The following is a 21,952-nucleotide window of genomic DNA, read 5'->3' as shown; positions in this document are numbered from 1 at the left end:
GCTCAGCGCGAGCGAGCGAGCAGCCCGGCGAGGTCCTCGAGCGGGGCCGGCCGGCCGAGCAGGTAGCCCTGCGCCCGGTCGCAGCCCGCCAGGCGTGCGGCCTCGTACTGCGCGGGCGTCTCGATGCCCTCGGCGACCACCCGGGCACCGTCGGCCTTCGCGGCGGCGACGATCTCGCGGACGACGTCGACCGTGCCGATGCTCGCGTCGTCCATCGCGGCGGTCAGCGCGCGGTCGACCTTGACCTCCCCGACCCGCAGCTGCGCGAGGCGGCCCGGGGAGGAGGCGCCGGTGCCGACGTCGCTCACCGAGACGCGCACGCCGCGACGGTGGAGCCCGAGCGCGACGTCGCGCGCCGCGTAGATCTGGGCGAGCACGTCGCGCAGGCCCATCTCGACCGTGAGCAGCTCGATGGGCAGGCCGGCCGCCCGCGTGGCCTGCTCGACCTCGGTGAGGAAGGTGGGGTCGGTGAGCTGGGAGGCCGTGACGTTGACGGCGACCTCGATGGTGCGGCCGCGCGAGGCCAGCCAGGCGCCGTCGCGGCACGCGGTGCGCAGGGCCCACGTGTCGATCATGCCCATGAGACCGTTGCTCTCCGCCAGGGGCAGGAACTGCCCCGGCGTCATGAGGCCGTGGTCGGGGTGGGCCCAGCGGATCAGCGCCTCCATGGCGACCACGCGGCCGTCGCCCAGGTCCAGCTGCGGCTGGTAGTGCATGCGCAGCTGGCCGCCGCCGAGCTCGCGCTGCAGCTCGACCTCGAGGGCGTCGGGACGACGGTTGAACAGGCCGAGCGCGAGCTGCGCGGCGCCCTGGTCTGCGTCCAGCGCGGTGTCGGTGTTGGCGGCGCGGTCGAGCGTGGCCATGCGTGTCCCTTCGGTAGCCCGGCCGACCGGCGTGCGGTCCCGTGGCGTTGCGGCCCCGCCTCGCGACGGGTGTGCCCTTGTCGTCGTCCCGGTGAGGGACTGTCACTGAGTGTGAGCGCGGCGCGGGCGCGCGATGACGCGAGAGTTGCGGTTGCCGCCGCGGGTTCACCCGCTCGGCCCACCGGGGCGGGTCAGCCGCGGGCGATCGCCACGATCGTCCCGACGGCGGGTGCCATGACGTCGAAGACCTGCGCGTAGACCGCGTCCCCGCGCCGGTACGGGTCGATGACGTCGTCGGCGTCGGGCGCGACGGGGGAGCGCCCGCGCTGCGCCGTCGCGAGCGGCACCAGGGCGGCGAGGCGCTCGGCCGGGGTCCCGGCCGGCAGCTGGGCCGGGTCGACGGCCGCCGCGAGCCGGGCGAACTCGAGCAGCGTGAAGGCGCGCCGCACGGTCGCCGGTGCGGCCTCGACGACGGCGCTGCGGTGGGCGCGCGTCAGGGCGAGCACCAGGTCGGCGTCGCGCGCGAGGCGCTCGGTGAGCTGGCGCGCGGCGAAGCCGTCCGCGGTGCCGCCCGCGGTGGTCAGCAGCGGGACCATCGGCTCGGAGACGGGGTAGCCGACCATCGCGTGGGTCCCGGCGCTGGTCACGCTCACGCCGGAGTCGGGGCCGAGCCCGGCCGCGAGGAGGCGCTCGACCGCGGGGGAGCGGCAGATGTTGCCCGTGCACACGGTGAGGATCGAGAACGTGGCGCGAGACGTCGGTGCGGAGGAGTCGGTCGTCACGCGCACCAGTGTGGCGGGTCGGGGCGCCGCGCGTCAGTCGGCGTCGTGGCCGTGGTCACGCGCGCCGCCGCGATGAGTAGGCTCGGCCGCTGCACGGGGTCAACCAGAGGAGCCAGTGGTGACGAACGCCGGGGGCGTGGAGGCCGCGCCCACCCGCCGTTCGCGCCGGGCCGCGGAGGCGCCGCGGCACGCGTCCGCCGCCCGACGTCGCCGACGCCGCCCCGTCCTGACCGCCGTGCAGTGCCTGCTGGTGCTGCTCGTCGCGTGGGCCGGGTGGCTCGCCCTCGACGCGCTGCGCGCCCGGGAGGAGCTGCTCACCGCGGCGGGCCTGGTGACGCAGCTCCAGGACCAGGTGCTCGCCGGTGACCGTGCTGCCGCCGAGACGACCCTCGCCGACCTCCAGGACCACTCGGACCGCGCCATGGCGGCAGCGCACGGCCCGCACTGGTCGGCCGCGAGCGTGCTCCCGTGGGTGGGGCCGAACGTGCGCGCGGTCCAGGTGGTCAGCGAGGTGGTCGACGGGCTCGCGGACCGTGCGCTCCCCGGGCTCATGGACGCCACCGCCATCGTGGACCCGTCGGCCCTGGCCCCGGTGGACGGGCGCGTCCCCCTGGCGCCGCTCCAGGAGGCCGCGCCGGCGGTCGTGGCCGCCGACGCCGAGGTCCAGAGCGCGGCGGAGCGTGTGGCGTCCCTGGACCCCGCGGCGCTCTGGGCGCCGCTGGCCGGCCCAGTCGCCGACCTCACCGGCCAGGTGAACGCGGTGGCGATGACCACGGCGACCGCCGCCAAGGCCGTCCAGCTCTTGCCCCCGATGCTCGGCGCGGACGGCCCGCGGTCGTACGTCCTGCTGGTGCAGAACACCGCCGAGCCGCGGGCCACCGGCGGCATCCCGGGCGCCGTGATCCTGCTGGAGGCCGAGGGTGGGGCCGTGCGGGTGGTGGAGCAGCGGTCCGGCGGTCCGTTGGTCGAGCTACCGGAGCCCGTGCTTCCGCTGACCGCCGCCGAGCAGGCGCTCTTCGGCGAGGACCTGGCCTCGGACATCCGCGACGTCACGTTCACGCCCGACTTCCCGCGCACCGGGGAGCTGACGAAGGCGATCTGGGAGCAGGAGCTCGGAGGGACAGTCGACGGCGTGCTGTCGGTGGACCCGGGGACGCTGGCGCTCGTGCTCGGCGCCACCGGCCCGGTGCCGCTTCCGCCCGGCGCGGTGTCCGACGCGGTCGGCGGCTCGCTCACGAGCGAGAACGCGGTCGAGGTGCTGCTCAACACGGTCTACCTGCTGCTCCCGCCGGCGGAGCAGGACGCGTTCTTCGCCGAGACGTCGCAGGGCGTGTTCTCGGCAGTCGTCGGCGGCCAGGGGTCTCCGGCCGCCGCGGTCGACGCCTTGGCGGAGGCCGCACGACAGGGCCGGCTCATGGTGTGGTCGGCTCGCGAGGAGGAGCAGAATGCACTTTCGGGAACGGTTCTGAGCGGTGAGCTGCGCGGATCCGCAGGTAAAAATCCTGTTATCGGGGTGTTTCTCAACGATGGCAACGCCGACAAGATGGGGTACTACCTCGGCTTCGAGACGACCCTGGGCGGCGGCACGTGCTTCGCCGACGGAACGCGGGAACTGGTCGTCACGGTGACCCTGCGGAACGAGGTCCCGGGCGATCCGGCGCAGCTGCCGACGTACGTCACGGGGACCGATCCAGACTTCCCCAAGGGGCATATCCAGATGAACGTGCTGGTCTACGCCCCGCACGGCGGCCTGATCGACGAGGTCGAGTCCACGGCGGGCGAGCCGGGAATCACGTCACAGCGGCACGACGGGCTGGCGGTCGTCGGGCGCACGGTCACCCTCGCGCCCGGCGCCACCGAGACCATCACCTATTCGGTCCTGTCGGGACCTGAGCCCGGGAATCATCCTGAAATGCGGACAACCCCGGTTCCGCGCCGGGTGACTTCTGCGCCCGCCCTTCCCATGTGCACGTGAGGCCCGCTAGAGTTCCGGCAGCCACCGAGTGATCATGCTCACGGTACCCCCACACGCTGCAGCCCCAGGGAATCTCACATGAACCGTCGCCGTATCGCCCTCACCGTTCTCGCCGCCGCGACGCTCGCAGTCGCCCCGACCGCTGCGATGGCGTACGACGCGCCGAGCTTCAACACCAGCACCACGGACGCCACGCCCACCGTCGGCGAGACCTTCACCATCACGACGAATGGCACGACGGCCGGCGAGGCCTACACCCTCACCATCACGTCGAACCCCGCCTCGATCTCCAACGACGCCATCACGATCGCGGGCACCAAGTCGCTCACGAAGACGGCCACGGGCACGTCGGTCAGCTTCAGCGTCACGCTGACGGCCGCTGGAACGTACACGGCGCAGGTCTTCGACGCAGCCGGCAACCTGGTCGGCGACGAGGTCCTCACGGTCACGGCTGCTGGTGCTGCTGCCGGCGCCCTCCCCGCAACGGGCTTCGACGGGGTCGAGCTGGCCGCTGGTGCCGGTGCCCTCGTGCTCGCGGGCGCAGGTGCGGTTCTCGTCGCGCGCCGCCGCCAGACGGCCCAGGCTCGCTGATACGAAAAGCAACGCAAAACGAAGGCCGGGTCCTCGGACCCGGCCTTCGTCCTTTCTCCGGTTCAAACGCCGGTGCCAGGAGGTGGGTGCGCCGGGTAAGAGGGTGCGTGTGTGTGGGCGTCGCCGGCGGCGGTAGGTCCTCTCGATGCACGCGGATACGATCCGCAGGTCGTGGCGTGTCGCGCGCCGGCGGCCGCTTAGGGCCTTTCTCCTGCCCGCGAGGCGACTCTCTCCAGGGCGGCCTTGCCCCCACAAGGGCGATCTGGCCCGCCGAGCCAACCCAGTTTCTGGCGCCCCAGGAGGCGGGCCACGTCGCGGCTTTGGAACGAGCCGCCTCGGCCACGAGGGAGTACTCACCTGGCGGCATCGCGTTGCCCCGGCGCGCGATGCTGACCAACGTGTCCACAATGCGCTGTTAGCGACGCGCTCTTCGACGCCCACCGCGATAACCCGAATTACGGCTTACCCGGCCCTAGCGGACGAGGACGCACGCGCTCACCCGCCGGCCTCTAGACCGGCGGGAGCGGGGACTCATCCCGCAGCGGCTGGTGGTGGCAGCTCGGCAAGAAGCCCAATGATGGGAGCAAGACGGCGCCGGCACGCGCCCCCGTTTGATTTGGGTTTGACGATCGAGCGTAGCGTCGTGCCAGCATGACTGCCGCTGGCTCGTGGTCGGGCACACTGCGGGCATGACAGTTGAGGACCGGGAAGCGACCCGCGCCAACTACGACGAGTTCGGTGACGCCGAGTGGAACCGCCTCGTCGGCGACGTGGCGGGGCGCGTGTCCCTGGAGGTGTACAAGCGCTTCCTCGCCCGGTTCGTGCGACCGGGCGCGCGCGTGCTCGAGGTCGGGGAGGGCCCCGGCCGCTTCACGACCGAGGATGCCGCGCTGGCGCGCTGCCGCCTCGGCCCCTGCGGTCGAACGGTGCGGGGGCAGCTCGTGCCGGACGGCGACCTGGGCGGCGATGGCGGGACCGTGTGAGGAGACGCACCCGGCGGCCCGAACTGGCGCGGGCCGTTTTCATGCGGCGGGTACCGGTTCGCGTGCGGGACCTCTCACGGCTGGGCGGCCGTAGAGCGAGCTACCGAACCTCGTCCCCGCCAAGGGGTCCGCCTGGCCACCGGTTGCTCCCCGTGGTCGTGGGGGGTTCACCAAAGAAGTCCTCTACGCGCCCTTCGGGTGCCTGGCGTCGGCTGGACACCCGGACGACTTCCCTCGGCGGCCGGTTCGCATCGATTGTCCGCGCCGCGTCGGCCGTCTTAGCCGACATGCGCCTGCTACGTCTCTTCTCGCTCGTCGGCTCAAGAGGCGCGTAGTCGTAATACGCATAGTTACCGGGCGTTCTGAATGGCACTCGATTGAGAACTAGGCCTAGCACGCGGGCGCCTACAGCCTCCAGTGCGCCCAAAGATTGCTTCAGTTCGCCCTGGTGAATCAAGTGCGCTCCCGCAACGACGATTGCCCCACCCGTCAACCGCGCGAGGATCGCCGCGTCGGTCACGGGCAGAAGTGGTGGCGTGTCGATGATCACAACGTCGTATCGGGTGCTCAGCATTGCGAGTAGGTCCGCCATCGTGCGGGAGCCCAGGAGCTCGCTAGGGTTGGGCGGAATTTGGCCAGAGGGAAGCACATGGAGCTGCCCGCTCGCCCATGGCTGCACGACATCGTCGACCGTCGCGCGGCCGATCAGCACGGTCGTGAGCCCTGCATTTCCCTCAATGCCCATATATCTTGCGACCGACGGTCGCCGGAGGTCGGCGTCGATGAGGAGGACGCGCGTGCCAGCATCCGCCAGAGTGATGGCGAGATTGATCGCGGTGGTCGACTTGCCTTCGCCTGGGAGAGAGGACGTGACGACCATGGTCTGGAGGTCGTCTGTCACGTCGAGGAATTGAAGGTTAGTCCGTAGGCGTCGGAAGGACTCTGATCGCGGACTGTGGGTACTCGCGGCAGAGAGCAGCGGAGTTTTGAGTGCCTCTTCGTCATGCAAGATCGTAGCGACTACCGAAGAATCTGTGACCTTACGGGCATCGGCTTCGCTCCGCACGCGCGTGTCAAGTATCTCCCGAAGAACGGCAAAGCCCAGACCGAGTGCGAGTCCTACCACCAGACCGAGGGAGACATTCAGTTTGCCGTTAGGCGATGTCGATTCCTGGGGCGTTGCGGCGGTGCGAACGGTGCTGATAACTACGGGTGACGGCTCGCCTGAAGGCTTCTCGATGGCACTAACCTCGGTGGCGAGGCTGTCAGCGACGGCGTTCGCTATGTCGCTCGCCGCCTGCGGGTCGGTGTCGGTAACGCGGATGTTGATCAGTGTGCTGTCGAGCGGCGCGTCCGCACTGACTTGCTCGGCGAGCGCGTCGGGTGTTGTCGCGATGTCGAGGTGCTCGATGACAGGGGTTAAGACCCGCGGGGTGCTGGCCAGCTCGACGTAGGACTTCACCTGGCGCTGCGTGAAGTTGCTTCCCTGGAGCAGGTCGGCTGTGGAGCCGCCCGAACGCACGGAGACATAGACCTGCGCGTGCGCTTGGAAGGTGGGCGTCGCCAGGAGTGTGGCGGCGAGGGCGCCTGAGACGAAGAGCAAGGTGATCAGCGCTATCGAGAGCCACCGCTTCCGCACGATCCCGATGTAGTCCTGCAGCTCCACCCGTGAACTCCTTGCTGTGCGGTGGGATGACAGGTCATCGTCTCATGCTCGAGAACCAGGCTGCGGCACGATGCACGTAGCCACCTTCGCGGCGAGTGAAACGGGTTCCCGGACTCGTAGGAGACGGCTATCCGCGCGGCGGACGGATCGCCTTAGGGCCGTTACGCTGCGCCGAGTTAGCGCTCTTCGGCATCGGAGGGATGACGTGGACCCGTGGTCGTTGACGGGTCAGGTCGTTGCGGTTTGTAGGTCGGGGTCGGCCCAGGCGCGGGCGACCTCGGTGGGAGTGCGGTAGCCGATCCCGGAGTGGGTCGGTGCTAGTACGTCTGGATGTGGGCGGCGATCTCGGTGCGGGCGTCTTCGATCGTCTCCCATTCGGTGCGCCAGGCGCGGCGCTTCTTGAACTGGCCGAACCAGGACTCAACGAACGCCTGGGATTCGGGGTCGCGGTAGCCGCCGCGGCGGTGGGTGATCCCGGGCGGACAGGTGCTTGCGGAAGTCCCGCGAGGTGAACTGCGACCCGTTGTCCGTGCCCAGGGTCCGCTGGCCCGGGCGGGACCGAGCGGGCCAGGACGGCGGCCTCGCAGGTGCAGCAGTCGACCGCGACGTGCGGGTAGACCCACCCCTGGGCGGCGGTCCAGACCTTGGTCGCGTCGGGGTGCTACAGCTCCTTCGGGCGGGTCACCCGGAAGTAGCCCGGGCGGGGGCGCCAGTCGGTGTTGCGTGAGCGTTGCAGCAGCCCGTGGGCGCGCATCACCCGCTGGACGCGCTTGCGGCTGACCGGCTCGCCGAGTTGCCGGGACGCCAGGGCCGCGACCATCCGGGTCCCGTCGACCGGGTTGGCGCGGGCGACCTCGACGAGCGCCGCATCTCAGGCCGTCCGCGGCCAGGCCCGGCGCCGGGCGGGCGTCGGCTGACCGGGCGGTAGAGGGACTGTCGTGAGGCGCGCGCGATGCGGGCGACGACGGCCCGCTTGCGTACGGTGGCGACCACGGCGCGAGCTCTGGACACCCGGGTGTTCACGTCCAGTCCCGCGAGAGTTCCCCCGCGCGTCCAGCTCGTGCGTCTTGCGGCCCAGTGATCGCTCCAGCGAGGCGACCTTCTTCCTCAACTCGGTGATCTCGGCGTGCTCCGGGGTGCGGGTCTGCGGGTTCGCTAGAGCAGCCTTGCCGCCTCGAGCAGCTTGTCTCGCCACGAGTAGTACAACGTCTCGGAGATCTGGTCCTCGCGGCACACCTCGCGCACGGACCGGTCCCCGCGCGGGCCGGCCAGCACGACCTCGGTCTTCTGCTCGACGGTGAACTGCCGGTACTTCCTCTTCTCGCCCATTCAGCCCTCCTGTGGGCATCAAGAGCGGCCATCCTCCCCAAGCCCGGCGGGCTCCGGAAGTGTCAACCACCCTACGGGGGCCTCGTCAAGGGATCCCCGCAAGTGGTATGCACTCGGGCTCCCGAGGCGAGACGCCCATGACTCGCTGGGGGTTGTGTTGCAGCTGCTGTAGGCCGTTCTGAGCGCGGAGATCGAGGCGTGGATGCCGCCCGAGGGTCGCGTGCGCCGGCGACGCTCTGTTCTCCCGCTCCAGCCCGGCCAACCGCTGGCCGCCGCCGGTCGTCGCGCAGCGCGACGGCGTAGTTGGTTCGTAGCGGTCGCGCTGCACCCAGGTGGACCCGAACCGCGGACCGCGCCGGCAGCCCGAGCGGCCTGCATCGAACGGTCGACGCGGCAGGCTTCGACCGGCCGCTTGAGAGGGTGTGCGGGGTTTCCACACCTTCCGCCCGTAGATGTCGTGGCAGCCGGAACGCTCGGCGCAAGCACCTCGGATCGCTCCGCGTACCGGTCCAGGGCGCTGACGGTGGGCGGGCACCGCGGGGGGAGGGGGCTGACCGGCGCGGGTCCGCAGGCGGCATGTTCGCTCGACACCGAAACCAACTTCTGACCCAGCTCACCGCGAAGTCGCGGTCGATGCCCGCGAACTCGCTCTTCGCCTTCAGGCGGCCCTCTCCCGGCACGGCTGGACGAGTTGGTTCTGCTCGCAGGTCACCGTGGCGTCCAGAACAGGACCGAGTCAGTTGGGACTCTCAATCAGTCCAGCCGCAGGCCCGTTACGTCTGGCATAGGAACACCGCCGAGGCGGCCAGGTATGCTGAAGGCGGCCAGCGCCGGGCTATCGCTTCGTGGCGATCGCGATCACGTTCGTAGCGGCTGGTTTGCTGTCTCTGCTCGCAATGTTCATCCTTGGGGCCGCCTTCGGACCGGGAGGTATCTATCTGGGCGCGTGTGTCGGTCTCGCGATAGTCCTCTGGCCAGTGGCGTTGCCGCTCGGTTACGGTGGTGTGTTCCGAAGGGTAAATTGTGCGCGGATCGTACAGTGTGCCGATTGCGCCGACGTCCGCTCAGACGGGCATTGGACGACTGCTTCCTGGCCTGGTTCTGCTCGGCGGGACCACGGCCTTGAGGCCCCCTACCGTTTCGATATCGATTTTCGTGCTGCTTTGTGCTGCGGTGTTGTTAGCATTGCCGCTTGCGGAGACTAGAAGAGCAACACGCACGCCTTTTTGGGCCCTCGCGTTCTCATTGGCGGTTCTGCTCCTTCTCCGGATTGCCGCGGGCGCTCCGCTTGGCGGCTACTACTTCCTCCAGATGAGCGCCGTTGTCATGATCTACGGAGCGTCTCTCGTTCTCTTGCGTGACGACCGTTCGCGTTTCATATCCCTCCTGGTGGGCGTCTCTGTTGGCTCGGCCTGCCTAGCACTTCTTTCTTCTTACGGCACGTTGCGTTGGAATCTGCAAGATGCGGTCAAGTACGGGGCGGGGGTACCAGTCCTTTTTCTCGTCCTCGCGCTTCTGGTTCGACGCGGCGTGAAGCAAGTATGGATTCACGGGCTACTCTTCACGGTCGCACTCGCAGCGTTGTTCCTGAACTTTCGGTCATTGGCGCTAGTGGCCGTTGGCTCGGTGCTTGTGCTTGTGGCCCGCGGCAGGGTTGGCCGGCACAGTTTTGCCCGTTTCGCGGGGTCCGTAGTTCTCGCATTAGTGTGCTACACACTGCTGACCCAGATGATTGAGCGAGGCATTTTCGGTGACGTGCTTGCTCGGCGCCATGCCGCTCAGGCCGCTCTTGGCCCTTCGGCACTGCTAGGCGGCAGGACGGAATTCCCGTTGTCGATCGCTGTGATTTCGGCGAAGCCTCTACTTGGCTGGGGCGACCTCGGCTCGGTTCCTGGAAGCATCATTGGTCGCGCTTCGACCCTTGCAGACTCACTAGGATATGCCAGTCCAGAGGCGTACATGCAGTATTGGTTTACGCCCGCCGGAGGTATATCGCTTCACTCGATGGTCTTTGAGAGTTGGGCGAGCCAGGGAATCCTTGGCGTTGCAGTTCCAGTCTTCGTCTTCTTTGCGGCCGGCAATATTCTATTGCGGTGGCCGGCCTCTGATGCGATGCTTCCAATCGCGATTGTCATGGCGCTGCAGGTGGTCTGGGATCTCCTCTTCTCACCCTGGCAGGCTGGGACGGCTGTCTTCTCGGGAATGCTGCTTGCATTGTGGGCTTTACGGCCGATGGCGGACCGGGACATTTTACTGCACGGGCGCGGCTCTGAGGGGTGGCCTCGCAAAACTCCGCGAGGAATCTCGGCATTGTCGGTCCAGTGACAGGTGTGGGTCGCTCCGAATGTTCGCGTGCGCTGCTACCAATCCTTGGTGCTATGTGGTTTTCCGTGCTCAAGCGCCTCTTCATGGAGCAAGGCTCAACGCGCCCGGGCACTTCGTTCGGCTAGTCCGGCTCTAGCGGATGCGGTATCGCGACCAGGCGCGAGAGTTGGCGGCTCGTTTGTCACCATTCCCGCGGTGGCGTTATCGGGAACCTGTGGTCAGGGGCCGTCAGCGGACCTGCCGTACGGGAGGAGTTCTCGTTCCACGTGTACGTGTGACCTGTCCTCGGTGTCTCGGGCGCCGCGGAGGGGCGACGGCCAATTGCAACCCGTGCCCGATCACGCCGAGGACGTATCACACCGGGATGTGGGTGACGCGGAGGGGGACGGACTCATGGACGAAGCGCGAACTCCCACAGGAGCGGGGCGAGCCTGATGCTCAACGCGTCGGTCATATGGACTGCGTCGCGGCGAACCGGGATTGTCCCGATCACGGCGGGACAGTTGCCGTCCTCGCGGCAAAACCAAGGTCCCGTGTCGACGACCCGATACGCCGGGGCGGCGGCTACAAAGGTGCTGTCGCGGACGGCCCCCCACAGGTCGGTCGTCGCTGAGCCACACTGGTCGGGAGCCGTGAACCGGTTCGCACAGGCGCTGAGCGCTTGACCTTCGGGCGGTGCAATCAAGATCGCTCCCGAAATGCCACCCAGCTTTGCCGTCGTGGCTTCCACGCCGGCGGACCAGGCGGAGGCGAGTTCAGCAGTACCCGAGGCGCCGGGCAACTCCTTCTTAAGCGCAGATGCGAGGACGACACTGTCGGGGCGCTCCTCAAGGATGGCGTCCACAGCCCAGTCTCGGAAGTCCTCGCAGCCCTCGTACAAGGAGCCGTCCGTGTCGAAGACGGGCGCGTCTGCGTACGGGCAGCCGACCTTTGTGTAGACGCTCAAACGCCATCCGCGGTCCTCGATCGCAGCCCACAAGCCCGGCACCCAGTTCATGGCCATTGAGTCGCCGAGTACGGCAACGGTCGTGGTGGCGTCGGCCGGGCCGATATAGCAGTGGTCGCGGGTGGTGTCGCGGTCATTCCAGCAGTCGGGCGTCAGCACTCCCTCGGTCACTTCAGCGACTTGGCTGATGTCTGGGGTAAGCCCAACCCAGCTGTTCGTCGCCGCCGCCGCTCGCATGTCAGACGCCAGCTGTTGGAACGCTGCCGACTGGGCGGTCGCTTCGCTCGGCCGAGTCGCAACCGCACCCGTTCTGTGGGCATCGGGTTGCGCCGCTGCGGTGCCTCCCCCGATGACGAGCGCTGCGCCTGCGATCGTGACGGCCATGCGTGCCAGGGGAGCCAACGACGGGCGAGCTCGAGGAGCCGATCGTGTTCCGGATAGCCACCCGGACCGCAGGACCGCCTGCTCCACCCATCGGTACGAGGCAACGGACAGTGCGAGCGTCACGACAAGGGTGAGTGCTGCTGAAGTAGGGCCGGCGGGCATCAGGGCGGCCACGATTACGATGACGGGCCAGTGCCAAAGGTAGAGCGAGTACGAGATGTCCCCTACGTACTGCACGGCCCGGGTGCGAGCCGGCCAGACCGCCACGTTCCGATCGGTTCCCGTGCCAGCCAGAATGAAGAGCGCGGCGGCAGCGGTCGGCACGAGCGCCGCTGGCCCGGGGAATGCAGGAGATGCCTCGATGACCCACACGCTCGCAACCACGCCGACCAACCCCGCGGCGCTCAGCGTACGGCGCATCCCGTCCGGCATTCCGGAAAGCCGCCCTGCAAACGCAGCCACGAGCGCCCCAAGCGCGAACTCGAACGCGCGTGCAAGGGTCGAGAAGTACGCCGTCGTCGGGCTCTGAGCGGTGTCGACGCAAGCCCAGGCGAACGCCAGTGCCCCGAGAGCGGCAATCGCCCCGATCATGAGGGGCGGCCGTGGCCGCTTCAACTTCACAGCGCCCCACGCGACCCCGGCGATCATCACCGGCCAGAAGATGTAGAACTGCTCTTCGACGGACAATGACCAGTAGTGCTGAAAGATGGACGTCGTTCCGTCGTCGAAATAGTTCACGCCCTGGGCCGCGAAGGCGATGTTGGAGACGAAGAGCAGCGACCAGATTCCGTCCGCTAGGGAAGACACCGCGCGGGCCGGCCAGAACACAATCAACGCGGCAAGGATGGTCGTGCCGGCCACGAGCACCGCCAAAGGCAGGATTCGGCGCGCGCGGCGCTGGTAGAACCTCTTGAAGGAGACGCGCCCGGTCGAGGCGGTCTCCGTCAAGAGGTGTCCCGTGATCAAGAAGCCACTAATGACGAAGAACACGTCGACGCCGATAAAGCCACCCTGCGGATCGCCCGGCAAACGCTGGAGCACTCTCATATGGTCGAAGATGACCAGCGCCACGGCGAGGGCGCGCAGCGCTTGGATGTCGGTACGAACGTTGCGCGCACCACTCTTCGGCACCGGCACCCCCTCGGATCGGCCCGACTCTAGCAGCGGGGACAGGCGATCGTGTCGTTCGTCACGCGCCCAAGCGCCACAAGCGTGCCTGTGTTTGGCCGTCCGCGACATCCCCCGGACTGGGTGAGCGGAGCCGAAAGGATCGCGCCGCGCCACGCGGAAGAATTCCTCCTTGTGAGCGCTAATGGCCCCGGCGCATCGCTGTAGGGCTAGTTCACCGCAGGCGGACGGGAGCGAGGGCGCCTAGGTGGTGTCAGCGCGGACGATCATCGCCTGGAAGGCCGAGATGCGATGCGCGGATGCCTTAGCCGCCGCTTCGCGCGGGCACGCGCTAGCGCGGCGCAAGCTACCTCAGGCGCACTGGAGCCATCACTCCGGTGCGACACCCAGGGCGGACTCGGTCGGTTGTCGCGACACAGCGCGGTCCCCAATGTGTCAGACGACGTGCCGCCGCCAGCGCGCCGATCGGGCGGACCGGCTTGGGTTGACCAGCCGGACCCGGACCCGGACACACCACGAGTAGACCTCCACCCTCCTGCGCCGCGGCGGCGCAAGCCTGGCGCAGGGGATTGGCGTGGGCATTTAACCGTCCGGGCCGGCGCAGGCGCCGTTCTCTGGCCTCCAGCAATGCGGGCGGGGGCATCTCGCGGCCGTAGAGGGCCTCGTGCTCCGTGGGTGCGACGTCGCCCAGCTCGGCCCGCGAAGTGCCTCGGATACATCCTCGGTGCTCCCCTGGCTCTCATCCTCCGTGGGGTGAGAACTTCTACGGAAGCCAGCGCGATTCACTATAGTGTGCCCGACGTGCGGGCACCCCGACCGCGCCGAAGGGGGTATACGGCTCGTGCTACGCCGCGATGAGACCGCCCAGGCGGATCCGGCTTCCGTTACCGCTGCCAACACCAACCTGGCCCCCGTTCAGCGACCTTGGTGGGCGGCGTACGCGAGCCGCATCCTGCTGACCGACGCCATTGCGGTATATATCGCGATCTTGGTTGCGTACCTCGTTCGGATCAATTCCCAAGGAGTGACGCAGGTCAGCGGCGACTTCTCGCCAAGCTACCTCGCCGTATCGGTCGTACTGATGTGGGCGTGGATATTCGCCCTTGTCGTCGGCCGGGCCCAGGACCGTAGGCTCCTCGGTGTTGGCGCCGCTGAATATCAACGGGTGATCGCCGTGAGTTGGCGTCTCTTCGCTGGCGTTGCTGTGATTGCATACATGCTCAGAATGGATATCGGCAGAAGCTTCCTCGGAGTTGCTTTTCCGCTCGGCGTCGTTCTCCTCCTCCTAGGACGATTCGCCTGCCGCCAGTGGCTCCGCCGCCAGCGACGCAAGGGTGAGGCAAGATCTCGACTGCTACTTGTCGGGCACGCCCGGCGCGTCGAAGAAATGCTCGACCGGCTTCGTGCGGACAGTCCGGCTGGCTTCGCGGTCGTCGGCGTGGCCGTGCCTGAGGGGGAGCACGTGACCGGTTGGGACGGCGTACACAGCATGGACGGCGCCGGTGACGCCGCAAAGCGGCTCGGTGTCGACATGGTCGCGGTCGTGGGAGCCGACACCATGACAGCAGACGCCGTACGGCGACTCGGCTGGGATCTTGAGGGTACAGGTGTTGACCTCGCACTGACGGTGGCGCTCACTGACATCGCTGGCCCGCGGATTGTCCTCCAGCCCGTGAGCGGTCTACCTCTAGTGTACGTGGACGAACCCCGCTTTACCGGGCCCAAATACGCCATGAAGTCGCTCTTTGACTGGCTAACAGCCTTAGTACTGCTGGTTGCACTTTCCCCGCTACTGATCGTGATCGCTGTCCTGGTCAAGGCGACCTCAGCGGGTCCTGTGCTGTACAGGCAAGAGCGCGTAGGAATCAATGGTCGCCGGTTTCAAATGCTCAAATTCCGCAGCATGGAGGTAAACGCACACGAACGTCTCGGCGAAGTTCTGGCAGCGGAAGGGCACGGCGGTGTGGGACTCTTCTACAAGCCAAAGAATGACCCTCGAGTCACCACGGTCGGTCGCGTCCTGCGGAAGTACTCGTTGGACGAACTTCCACAATTGCTCAATGTGCTGCGCGGCGAGATGAGCCTCGTCGGGCCTCGCCCACAAGTCGAGGAAGAAGTCGCGCAATATGACAGGCGCGCGCAACGTAGGCTTCTGGTGAAGCCGGGGCTGACGGGCCTCTGGCAGATTTCGGGACGATCCGATCTTGAGCCGGAAGAAGCGATTCGGATGGACGTGTTTTACGTCGAGAATTGGACCTTGATTGGTGATCTTATCCTTATGGCAAAGACTGTAAGGGTTGTTGCTGGCGGTAGTGGTGCCTACTAACGCGCCCCGTGTTCTACACGTGACAGAGTGCGAAGGTGGCGGTGTGCCGGCGGCTCTTCGGCAGTATGCAGCCAACGTGCCTGACGTGACGCACATGTTGGTGGCCCCGTCGAGCGAACTGAAGATCGCGCGCGCGGAGGGAACGTTCGCTTCGCTCCACGCACTGCCGGACGGGCATCTCTCACGACTGCGAACCCTGAAGGCGGTCCTCGCGGCTCTCGAGCCCGACCTGGTGCACGCCCACTCCAGCCTGGCCGGCGTTTACGCGCGGCTCGTCGCGCAGTGCCCGGTGGTCTACCAGCCGCACTGCTTCAAGTTTACCGACCCTTCGTTATCGAGGCTGCGCGCGCTAGCGATCAGGGCCGTGGAAATGTGCTTCGCGAGGCGAACGCGTGTGACGGTAGCATTGACGCCGCACGAGGAGAGGACCGCGGCAGAGCTGGGTGCCTCAGTTGTTGCCAGGCTTACTAACGTGCCGTCGACCGTCCATTTGGGCACGGATGTCCCGGCCGAGGCGCCTAGGCCGCGCGTCGTCACGATGATCGGCAGGGTGACGGAGCAGAAGGATCCCAGGTTCTTCGCCGATATAGCGGCGCTGGCTCGGGTCGAGCTTCCCGAACTCCGGTTCCGCTGGGTCGGAGCTGGAGAGGATGAACTTGAGCGAGCCCTTTCCGATGCCGAGGTGGAAGTGACCGGGTGGCTTGACCCGGCCCGCGTCGCAGGCAGCCTCCGCGAATCTTGGGTCTACATGCACACGGCATCCTATGAGGGTTTTCCGTTAGCGGTACTGGATGCGGCCGCGGCAGGCCTCCCAATCGTGGTGCGACCAATCGACGCGTTTGACGGTACAACACTCAGGCGTGTTGGCTCCGCGGCGCAGGCCGTCGAAGTATTGCGCCGCTTGGTTTATGAGGAAGACGAGTACGCGAGTGCCAAACGTATCAGTCGCGATCTTGCGGATTCAGCAACTCCCGTCAAGCAGAGAGATCAACTCTTGAGCATCTATGAAATCGCCGTGAGGCCCGCTGTCGGAATAGGCGGTGCAAGATGAGACGCCAGTTTCACGTCGTACTGCTGCATGGCTACAGCGCGGACAACCTCGGCGATGGCCTCCTTGTAGATGAGGCCCTCGAGATGATCAGGGATGCATTCGGCAGCGACACCGCGATAACGCTTGTTGCGAACCATCCGAAAACATTCGAGCACCTCGGTATCCGCGTAGTCGACTCCAGTCTCAGAATGACCGGCTACAAGCGCGAGTTCATCTCATTGCTGCGAGACCTATCAAGCGCGGATCTTGTTCTGGGCGTTGGCGGCGGTTACATGCGCTTCGGCCGGCCCCGCGAGGCGATCGTGACCGCCCTCATACACGGGCCGCAGCTCTTTGCTGCGGCGCGCACTCAGGCTCCGGTCGTCTATCTTCCCCAGTCAATAGGTCCGCTGGGTGCCTTGCGTTTGCCGGCGCGCATGCTGTTGCGGCGGCTGGACCGCGTATTGGTGCGGGATGACCGGTCGATGGCGGAGGTCGCGACTGGGAACGTCGAGCGTTGGCCCGACTGCGCGCTCATGCAACGAGACGCCCGCCCGACGCTGCCGTTCGACGACGCCGATCTCCCCGTTCTCACGGTGAGAGCGGTGCGGGGTGAGGTACCCGCTCCCGTGCAGGAGCTTGCCCAACGCATCAGAACATTCGATGGCTACGTCCAGAGTACGGCGGGGCGCAATGACGACCGCCCAGCGATGGCCAAAACTGGGCCGCGGACAACGTTGACTCGTGAGGAGCTGCTTCGGCCGGGCGCGGCGCGGGTGGTCATTGCGGTCAGGCTGCATGCGGCGATTATGGCGCTCCAGGCGGGACACTACGTGATCCACCTCGCCTACGAGCGGAAGGGTTTCGCGGCTTTCGCTGACCTCGGTCTCGGTGACTATGTTCACCCGGTCGGACGTTTTGACGTCGACCTCGTCATTCGGCAGATTCAGTCACTACGTACCGCCGAAGTGCGCAGGCAATATGACCGGGCGTGCCAAGGGTCGATGCGACGCCTCTCGTCACGCCGCGGTGAGCTGGTGGAAACGTTGATCGCGAGCGCGCGAGGGGCCACCCATCATGCGTGACAACCCTATGCTCGCCGTCATTATCCCCGTTAAGGACGGAGAATCGACGATAGCGGGCGCCATTCAATCCGCGTGGGCGAGTAGCGCCGACGAGGTGGTGGTTGTGGCCGATGGCTGTCTCGACAGCACGGCGAAGATCGCACGAAATTTGGGTGCCAGGGTCGTGGAGACTGGCGGCGTCGGTGCCGCCGCAGCCCGCCGGCGTGGGCTCGAGGAAGTCGCCGCCGATTACGTCTGCTTTCTGGACGCGGACGACGCACTCATTCCCGAAGGCGTTGGGGCATCGCTAGAGATTCTCCGGACAAGCGCTGAATACATAGCCGCCGGTGGTGGCGTCGCCCTGCGTTATCCCGGCGGACGGGTTACAGAACGACGAACGCCCGCTTCCATTACGACGGTCGAAGGACTTCTCGCGTCCGGCGTTGCGCCCTGGCCGCCAGGTGCGCAGGTGACGCGGCGTGCTGCCGTGGTCCGTGCGGTGCAGAGCAACCCGCCATTGGTCGAACCGAAATTTGCCGAGGACTACGAGTTGGTAGTGCGCCTCGCCGCAATCGGGAGAATCGCGCACCACCCGAAGCTCGCACTTGAGTATCGAATCTACGGTGGTAGGTCTACTCGCGACGCATTTGCGGCCGTGCGCGATCGTGAGGTTCTGCGAAAGACCTATTCGAAGACGTACGGCACCCGTATAACGGTGCTTGGTCGTCGCGCGATGGCCTCAGACGCACTTTCGATCGCGGCCCAGCACGCCGGGGCCAACGGCGGCCACGTCAAGGGCTTCGCCTATGCTGCTGCCGCCGTTTTGGTAAGCCCGGGCCGTCGGCTGCGTAAGGTGTTGAAGCGGTTGCAGCGTCGGCCTGCGTCTTCCGTGCGTGAAGCCGCGGTGTGTGTGATCGCGCCCTGGCTTCAGGGAGGCGGAGGGCAGCGGGCCCTCGTCGGTCTGATCGCTCGGGTAGCTCCAGTGCCGGTCGACGTGATTGTGCTGTTTGGTCCAAGCCGAAATTATGAACCGGTCGAGCAGGCGGCGCGAAAACTAATACTCGCGAACCTTCCTCGCAATCCCCTTGGGTTGATTCGGGCAGTAGGCCATGTCCGGCGGGCGCAGGGAAGATATTCGACAGTGCTCTCGCTAATGCGCGGCTCGCACGTGGTCATGGGCGTTGCGCCGCCACGAATTTCGGCCGCAGCGCTCGCTATGTCTTTCCATCAACTCCCATCAATCGACGACGCGGATCGCCACGCATGGCTCGAGAATATTCTTGTGCGCCGCGCGGTGCGCGGTGCCTCCATCGTGACTACTCCGTCGGAATTGGGTGCAGCACAACTGCGGGCAAGGTATCCTTTCGCCGCTCAGAGGATTGTGACCGATCCGAATGTGCTCCTGCCGTTGAGCGACCGCCCGACGGTGGCGCCTGGGGGCCTTCAAGATGGCGAGCAGCTCGTTGTTTTTAGCGCTGGCCGCCTCGACGCGCAGAAGGGCTATGATCTCCTGCCGCGCATGGCAGAAGAACTAGCGCCTTCGTTACCAGTGATGTTCAAGATCGCTGGCGATGGTCCGGATCGGGCCATCCTTCAGCGGCAGTTCGAAGCGGTGGCTAGCAGTAACGTTGCCATTGAACTTGTTGGACATATCGGTGATGTGGCTGAGGCGCTGGACAGTTGCCACGTCGCGCTCCTGCTCAGTAGGTGGGAACTGAACCCAATGTTCGTCTGGGAGGCGTGGAGCCGTGGCCGAGCCGTGATCGTGCCGAACTTGCCGGTCTTTGTCGAACTTGCGAAACGCGGCCCCCTATTGCTGATGGACTCGCACACCAGCCTTTCCGAGATGCTGGAGAAAATGCGAGACGCGGTGCACCGACGCAAGTTGTACACTGACGCGCTCAGCGCTTTTGCGCAAGGGCAGATAGCTGACTCTAGTCTCGTTGATTTCCTTGTCGAGAATTCAGATCGTGGCGCGGGTCGCGGCATAGAGCGAGGGCACGAATGCTGACCGTTGTCACGATCACGCGCAACGATCTGGCGGGCCTCAAACGCACTCGCGCGAGTGTTGAAGTGCAGCAGGGCGTTGAAATCGAGCATGTGATCGTGGATGCCGCATCCACTGACGGCACTTCGGAGTACCTCCGGCGCCTTCCCGCCGCTGTCCGTTGGGTTTCCGAACCGGACCGAGGCCGCTATGACGGGATGAATAAGGGCGTGGGTATGGGCGCCGGCGATCTCGTTTGGTTCATGAACTCGGGCGACTCGTTCGCCTCCGTTTCGGCTGCGCGTACGGGCGTGGAAGCGCTCGCCGCGAGCGGATCAGCGTGGGCGGTGGGACTCTCGGCGATAACGCGGGGCGGAAGTGTCGTTGGGATAGGGAGCCCGCTCCCCTTTTCCCTTATGGCTCTGCTCACTGGAAGGATCGTGCTTCCCCATCAAGCGGCCCTATTTACTCGCCGCCTGTTTGACGACTTGGGCGGTTACGAGGTCGACTTCGGGTTGGCGGCAGATCAGTTGTTTATGGCTCGGTGCGCCCTCGCTGGGCCGGTGGCGCTGGTACCTGCGGTGCTGTGCGAGTTTGATCGCGACGGAGCGGGTTCCTCCCGCGGCTTGCTTGCGCATAGCCGCGATCTTCGTCGCATGCAGTGCGTCCTCTCCTATCCGGGCGGGTCTAGAGGCACGTACGGGCTCATGACGTTAGCGAACTTTGGCATCAGCGCTCAGCGGCGGGTGCTTGCCCGGCTCGGTGCGTAGCCGGGGGAGGGCTGCCGACGGCGGCCAGAAGGAGCAAAGCTGCCTGTGACGATTTTGGGACGGGGACAGGGGCCGTTGCTAGTGCGCGCAAGTAGGTTGCGCGCTATTCGACGTTCGGACGGGGTCCGTGCAGCGGTCGCTCGCGCATCGGTTCTACTTGTGTCGTTCGTGTGCAACATGGTGGTCATCGGTGTCGTGACGCGGCAGTGGGGCGTCGATTCTTATGCGCTCTACGCGTTCGGCGCTGCGTGGCTCGTGGCGCTGCCTTTCGCGGACCTCGGGCTCGGTGCCGGGGTCGTCAATGTGCTGAGTGACGCGAGAGCGGGAAAGATCGGCCCCGCGGCTGCCATGGCGTCCGTTCGACGCGCGGTGATCCTGCTCAGTTTTTCGGGTGCGGCTATCTCCATCCTCGGCGTGAGCGCGTATCGATTGGGGTTCTTCACGTCCGTATTGGGCGCTGCGGCCATTGTGAATGGCGCCGAGATCGCTCTCTTGGTTACTATCTGCTTCATCGGGTTCGCGCTCCCGCTGGGTCTTGGCATGCGCCTGCTTCAAGCGATGTCAAGGTCGCGCGAGGCGGCGTGGATTGGGTTAGCGAGCCCTATTACGACGCTCTGCTGCGCAGCCGCGCTGGCGGGCGTCGGGGTTAAGTCGTGGGTGGTAGCTTGCGTTCCTGGCTTTGCAGCCCTGCTCGTTGCTCTGCTGACCAGCATGCGTGCCCGTCGCGTTCTCCGCGCCGAGTTCGGCGAGACTGAGCGCTCTGCTCCGGCGCCGGAACTATGGCGGTCAGCGGCGCCCTTCTTTGTTTTGACGATTGGTACCGCCCTGGGTTCGCAGTCGCACCGCATTGTAGCGTCCTACGTCGGCGACGCTAGTTCGCTAGCTGCCTTTGCTTTTGTTGCCCAGATCGTCGGGCCCGCGGTATCCGTTGCGTCGTTCGGCGCCCAGTCCCTTTGGCCCGGGTATCGAATTGCGTTGGCCGCGGGCGAACTACGCGGCCGCACGCTAGCGCGGCACGTCGGAGTCTTCGCGGGATACGGTGTATCGGCTGGTTGCGCAGTGGTCGTAGGCGTTCCGTGGCTGGCGGGTTCCGTTTCGGGCGGGGCGCTCGTTGTGGATCTAGGGCTTGCCCTCGCGGCTGGGGCCTATTTGACTGCCTTTTGCGCGTTCCAGCCCATCGGAATGCTAATGACCGATCGGCGTGGTCTTTGGCTGCAGGCGGCCGTTATCGTCACGGCCGGGCTCCTGTCGGTGCCTGCAATGTATATCCTTGGGAAGGAGATTGGAGCCGCGGGAGTTTACGTTGGTGCGTTCGCCGGTCTTGTCATGGTGCTTTGGCCGGTGACGACTTCTATCGGTCTGCGGTGGTACATTCCGAAGAAGTAGTCTGGCATAGCGAGGCGAGCGGTGTGCACTGGTCTCTCCGTCGTCATTTTGACGCTGGTTAGCGGTTTCGGGGTTGGTCCGTTCTTCTCTCGCGCCGTTGCCTGCTCGGGTGATCGTGCGCAATGGAATGGTCTGGCTTTAGCGAAGGGGGGGCTGCAAGAAGGGCCTTGTGTGGAAGGGTTTCCGCAGGATTTGCTTTTGGTGCCTTGGCGGCGCTTGGGTGCCGCGGTAGTCCCGGCTTTGAGGGCGCCTCGGACGCTGGCACGCAGGGCCGGCCTCGACCTATTGGCAGTCCTGCTTCTGCGCTTCGAATCCGAGGCGGACCACGGTAGGCTGGGCTTCGATGCGAGGCGCTACGAGTTTCTGCCGGAAACTTGATCGAGTCGAAGTCCGAAATTGATGACCGTCGAGAGGCAC

At 66.4% G+C, this 21,952-nt stretch carries 15 protein-coding genes, 1 pseudogene and 1 riboswitch; of the genes and pseudogenes, 10 read left to right on the top strand and 6 right to left on the bottom strand.

Annotation, left to right across the window (positions count from 1 at the left end):
• Positions 1-2 precede the first annotated feature (2 nt).
• Entirely contained in the window at positions 3-863 is an 861-nt protein-coding gene (locus tag IDM29_RS01300) for an EAL domain-containing protein (protein WP_182111838.1), read from the bottom strand.
• Between the two features lie 9 nt (positions 864-872).
• Positions 873-949, bottom strand: a riboswitch (cyclic di-GMP riboswitch).
• Positions 950-1,054: 105 nt separating this feature from the next.
• Positions 1,055-1,645 carry a low molecular weight phosphatase family protein gene (locus IDM29_RS01295; protein ID WP_188037067.1) on the bottom strand — a complete coding sequence of 197 codons (591 nt, stop codon included), beginning with the start codon at positions 1,643-1,645 and terminating at the stop codon, positions 1,055-1,057.
• A gap of 118 nt (positions 1,646-1,763) precedes the next feature.
• On the opposite strand from IDM29_RS01295, the gene IDM29_RS17565 reads away from it, so the two are divergent.
• The 3 genes from IDM29_RS17565 to IDM29_RS01280 all read left to right on the top strand — a co-directional run bounded on the left by IDM29_RS17565 (position 1,764) and on the right by IDM29_RS01280 (position 5,194).
• Positions 1,764-3,620: a DUF4012 domain-containing protein gene (locus tag IDM29_RS17565; protein WP_188037066.1), complete on the top strand. Its 1,857-nt coding sequence runs from the start codon at positions 1,764-1,766 to the stop codon at positions 3,618-3,620.
• 78 nt (positions 3,621-3,698) lie between these two features.
• Positions 3,699-4,211, top strand: coding sequence for an LPXTG cell wall anchor domain-containing protein (locus IDM29_RS01285; protein ID WP_188037065.1), 513 nt, complete (start codon positions 3,699-3,701; stop codon positions 4,209-4,211).
• 689 nt (positions 4,212-4,900) lie between these two features.
• The gene (locus IDM29_RS01280) at positions 4,901-5,194 is read left to right on the top strand and encodes a hypothetical protein (protein ID WP_188037064.1); all 294 of its coding nucleotides are present in this window, start codon (positions 4,901-4,903) and stop codon (positions 5,192-5,194) included.
• A 100-nt stretch (positions 5,195-5,294) separates the two neighbouring features.
• On the opposite strand, the gene IDM29_RS01275 is transcribed toward IDM29_RS01280, so the two are convergent.
• From IDM29_RS01275 to IDM29_RS01265, 3 genes and pseudogenes are all read right to left on the bottom strand, one after another.
• Entirely contained in the window at positions 5,295-6,860 is a 1,566-nt protein-coding gene (locus tag IDM29_RS01275; RefSeq protein WP_188037063.1) for a polysaccharide biosynthesis tyrosine autokinase, read from the bottom strand.
• Between the two features lie 661 nt (positions 6,861-7,521).
• Positions 7,522-7,695 (bottom strand): annotated as a pseudogene (locus tag IDM29_RS17760) (IS3 family transposase); the annotation flags it as partial.
• 320 nt (positions 7,696-8,015) lie between these two features.
• Positions 8,016-8,189 carry a transposase gene (locus tag IDM29_RS01265; protein ID WP_188037061.1) on the bottom strand — a complete coding sequence of 58 codons (174 nt, stop codon included), beginning with the start codon at positions 8,187-8,189 and terminating at the stop codon, positions 8,016-8,018.
• Between the two features lie 1,023 nt (positions 8,190-9,212).
• Here IDM29_RS01265 and IDM29_RS01260 point away from each other — a divergent pair.
• Positions 9,213-10,514: a hypothetical protein gene (locus IDM29_RS01260; RefSeq protein WP_223147831.1), complete on the top strand. Its 1,302-nt coding sequence runs from the start codon at positions 9,213-9,215 to the stop codon at positions 10,512-10,514.
• A gap of 391 nt (positions 10,515-10,905) precedes the next feature.
• On the opposite strand, the gene IDM29_RS01255 is transcribed toward IDM29_RS01260, so the two are convergent.
• Complete coding sequence (locus IDM29_RS01255) at positions 10,906-12,981, bottom strand: acyltransferase family protein (RefSeq protein ID WP_188037059.1); 2,076 nt, start codon at positions 12,979-12,981, stop codon at positions 10,906-10,908.
• An 832-nt stretch (positions 12,982-13,813) separates the two neighbouring features.
• Between IDM29_RS01255 and IDM29_RS01250 the strand changes: the two genes are divergently transcribed.
• The 6 genes from IDM29_RS01250 (at position 13,814) to IDM29_RS01225 (ending at position 21,535) form a co-directional block, all read left to right on the top strand.
• Positions 13,814-15,298, top strand: a complete 1,485-nt coding sequence (locus IDM29_RS01250; RefSeq protein WP_375372390.1) for a sugar transferase — start codon at positions 13,814-13,816, stop codon at positions 15,296-15,298.
• A 76-nt stretch (positions 15,299-15,374) separates the two neighbouring features.
• The gene (locus IDM29_RS01245; protein ID WP_188037058.1) at positions 15,375-16,349 is read left to right on the top strand and encodes a glycosyltransferase; all 975 of its coding nucleotides are present in this window, start codon (positions 15,375-15,377) and stop codon (positions 16,347-16,349) included.
• Positions 16,346-17,413: a polysaccharide pyruvyl transferase family protein gene (locus IDM29_RS01240; protein WP_188037057.1), complete on the top strand. Its 1,068-nt coding sequence runs from the start codon at positions 16,346-16,348 to the stop codon at positions 17,411-17,413. Before IDM29_RS01245 ends, IDM29_RS01240 begins: the two co-directional genes overlap by 4 nt.
• A gap of 7 nt (positions 17,414-17,420) precedes the next feature.
• On the top strand, positions 17,421-19,403 hold the full coding sequence (locus tag IDM29_RS01235) for a glycosyltransferase (protein ID WP_223147830.1): 1,983 nt from the start codon (positions 17,421-17,423) through the stop codon (positions 19,401-19,403).
• Complete coding sequence (locus tag IDM29_RS01230; protein WP_188037055.1) at positions 19,397-20,149, top strand: glycosyltransferase family 2 protein; 753 nt, start codon at positions 19,397-19,399, stop codon at positions 20,147-20,149. The genes IDM29_RS01235 and IDM29_RS01230 overlap by 7 nt, the downstream gene beginning before the upstream one ends.
• A 168-nt stretch (positions 20,150-20,317) precedes the next feature.
• On the top strand, positions 20,318-21,535 hold the full coding sequence (locus IDM29_RS01225) for a hypothetical protein (RefSeq protein WP_188037054.1): 1,218 nt from the start codon (positions 20,318-20,320) through the stop codon (positions 21,533-21,535).
• The last annotated feature ends 417 nt before the right edge of the window (positions 21,536-21,952 follow it).

The organism is Actinotalea sp. JY-7885, assembly GCF_014525465.1.
Classification (GTDB): domain Bacteria; phylum Actinomycetota; class Actinomycetes; order Actinomycetales; family Cellulomonadaceae; genus Actinotalea.
The sequence above is the reverse complement of the archived record's forward strand: the minus strand, read 5'-3'. Positions and strand labels throughout refer to the sequence as shown.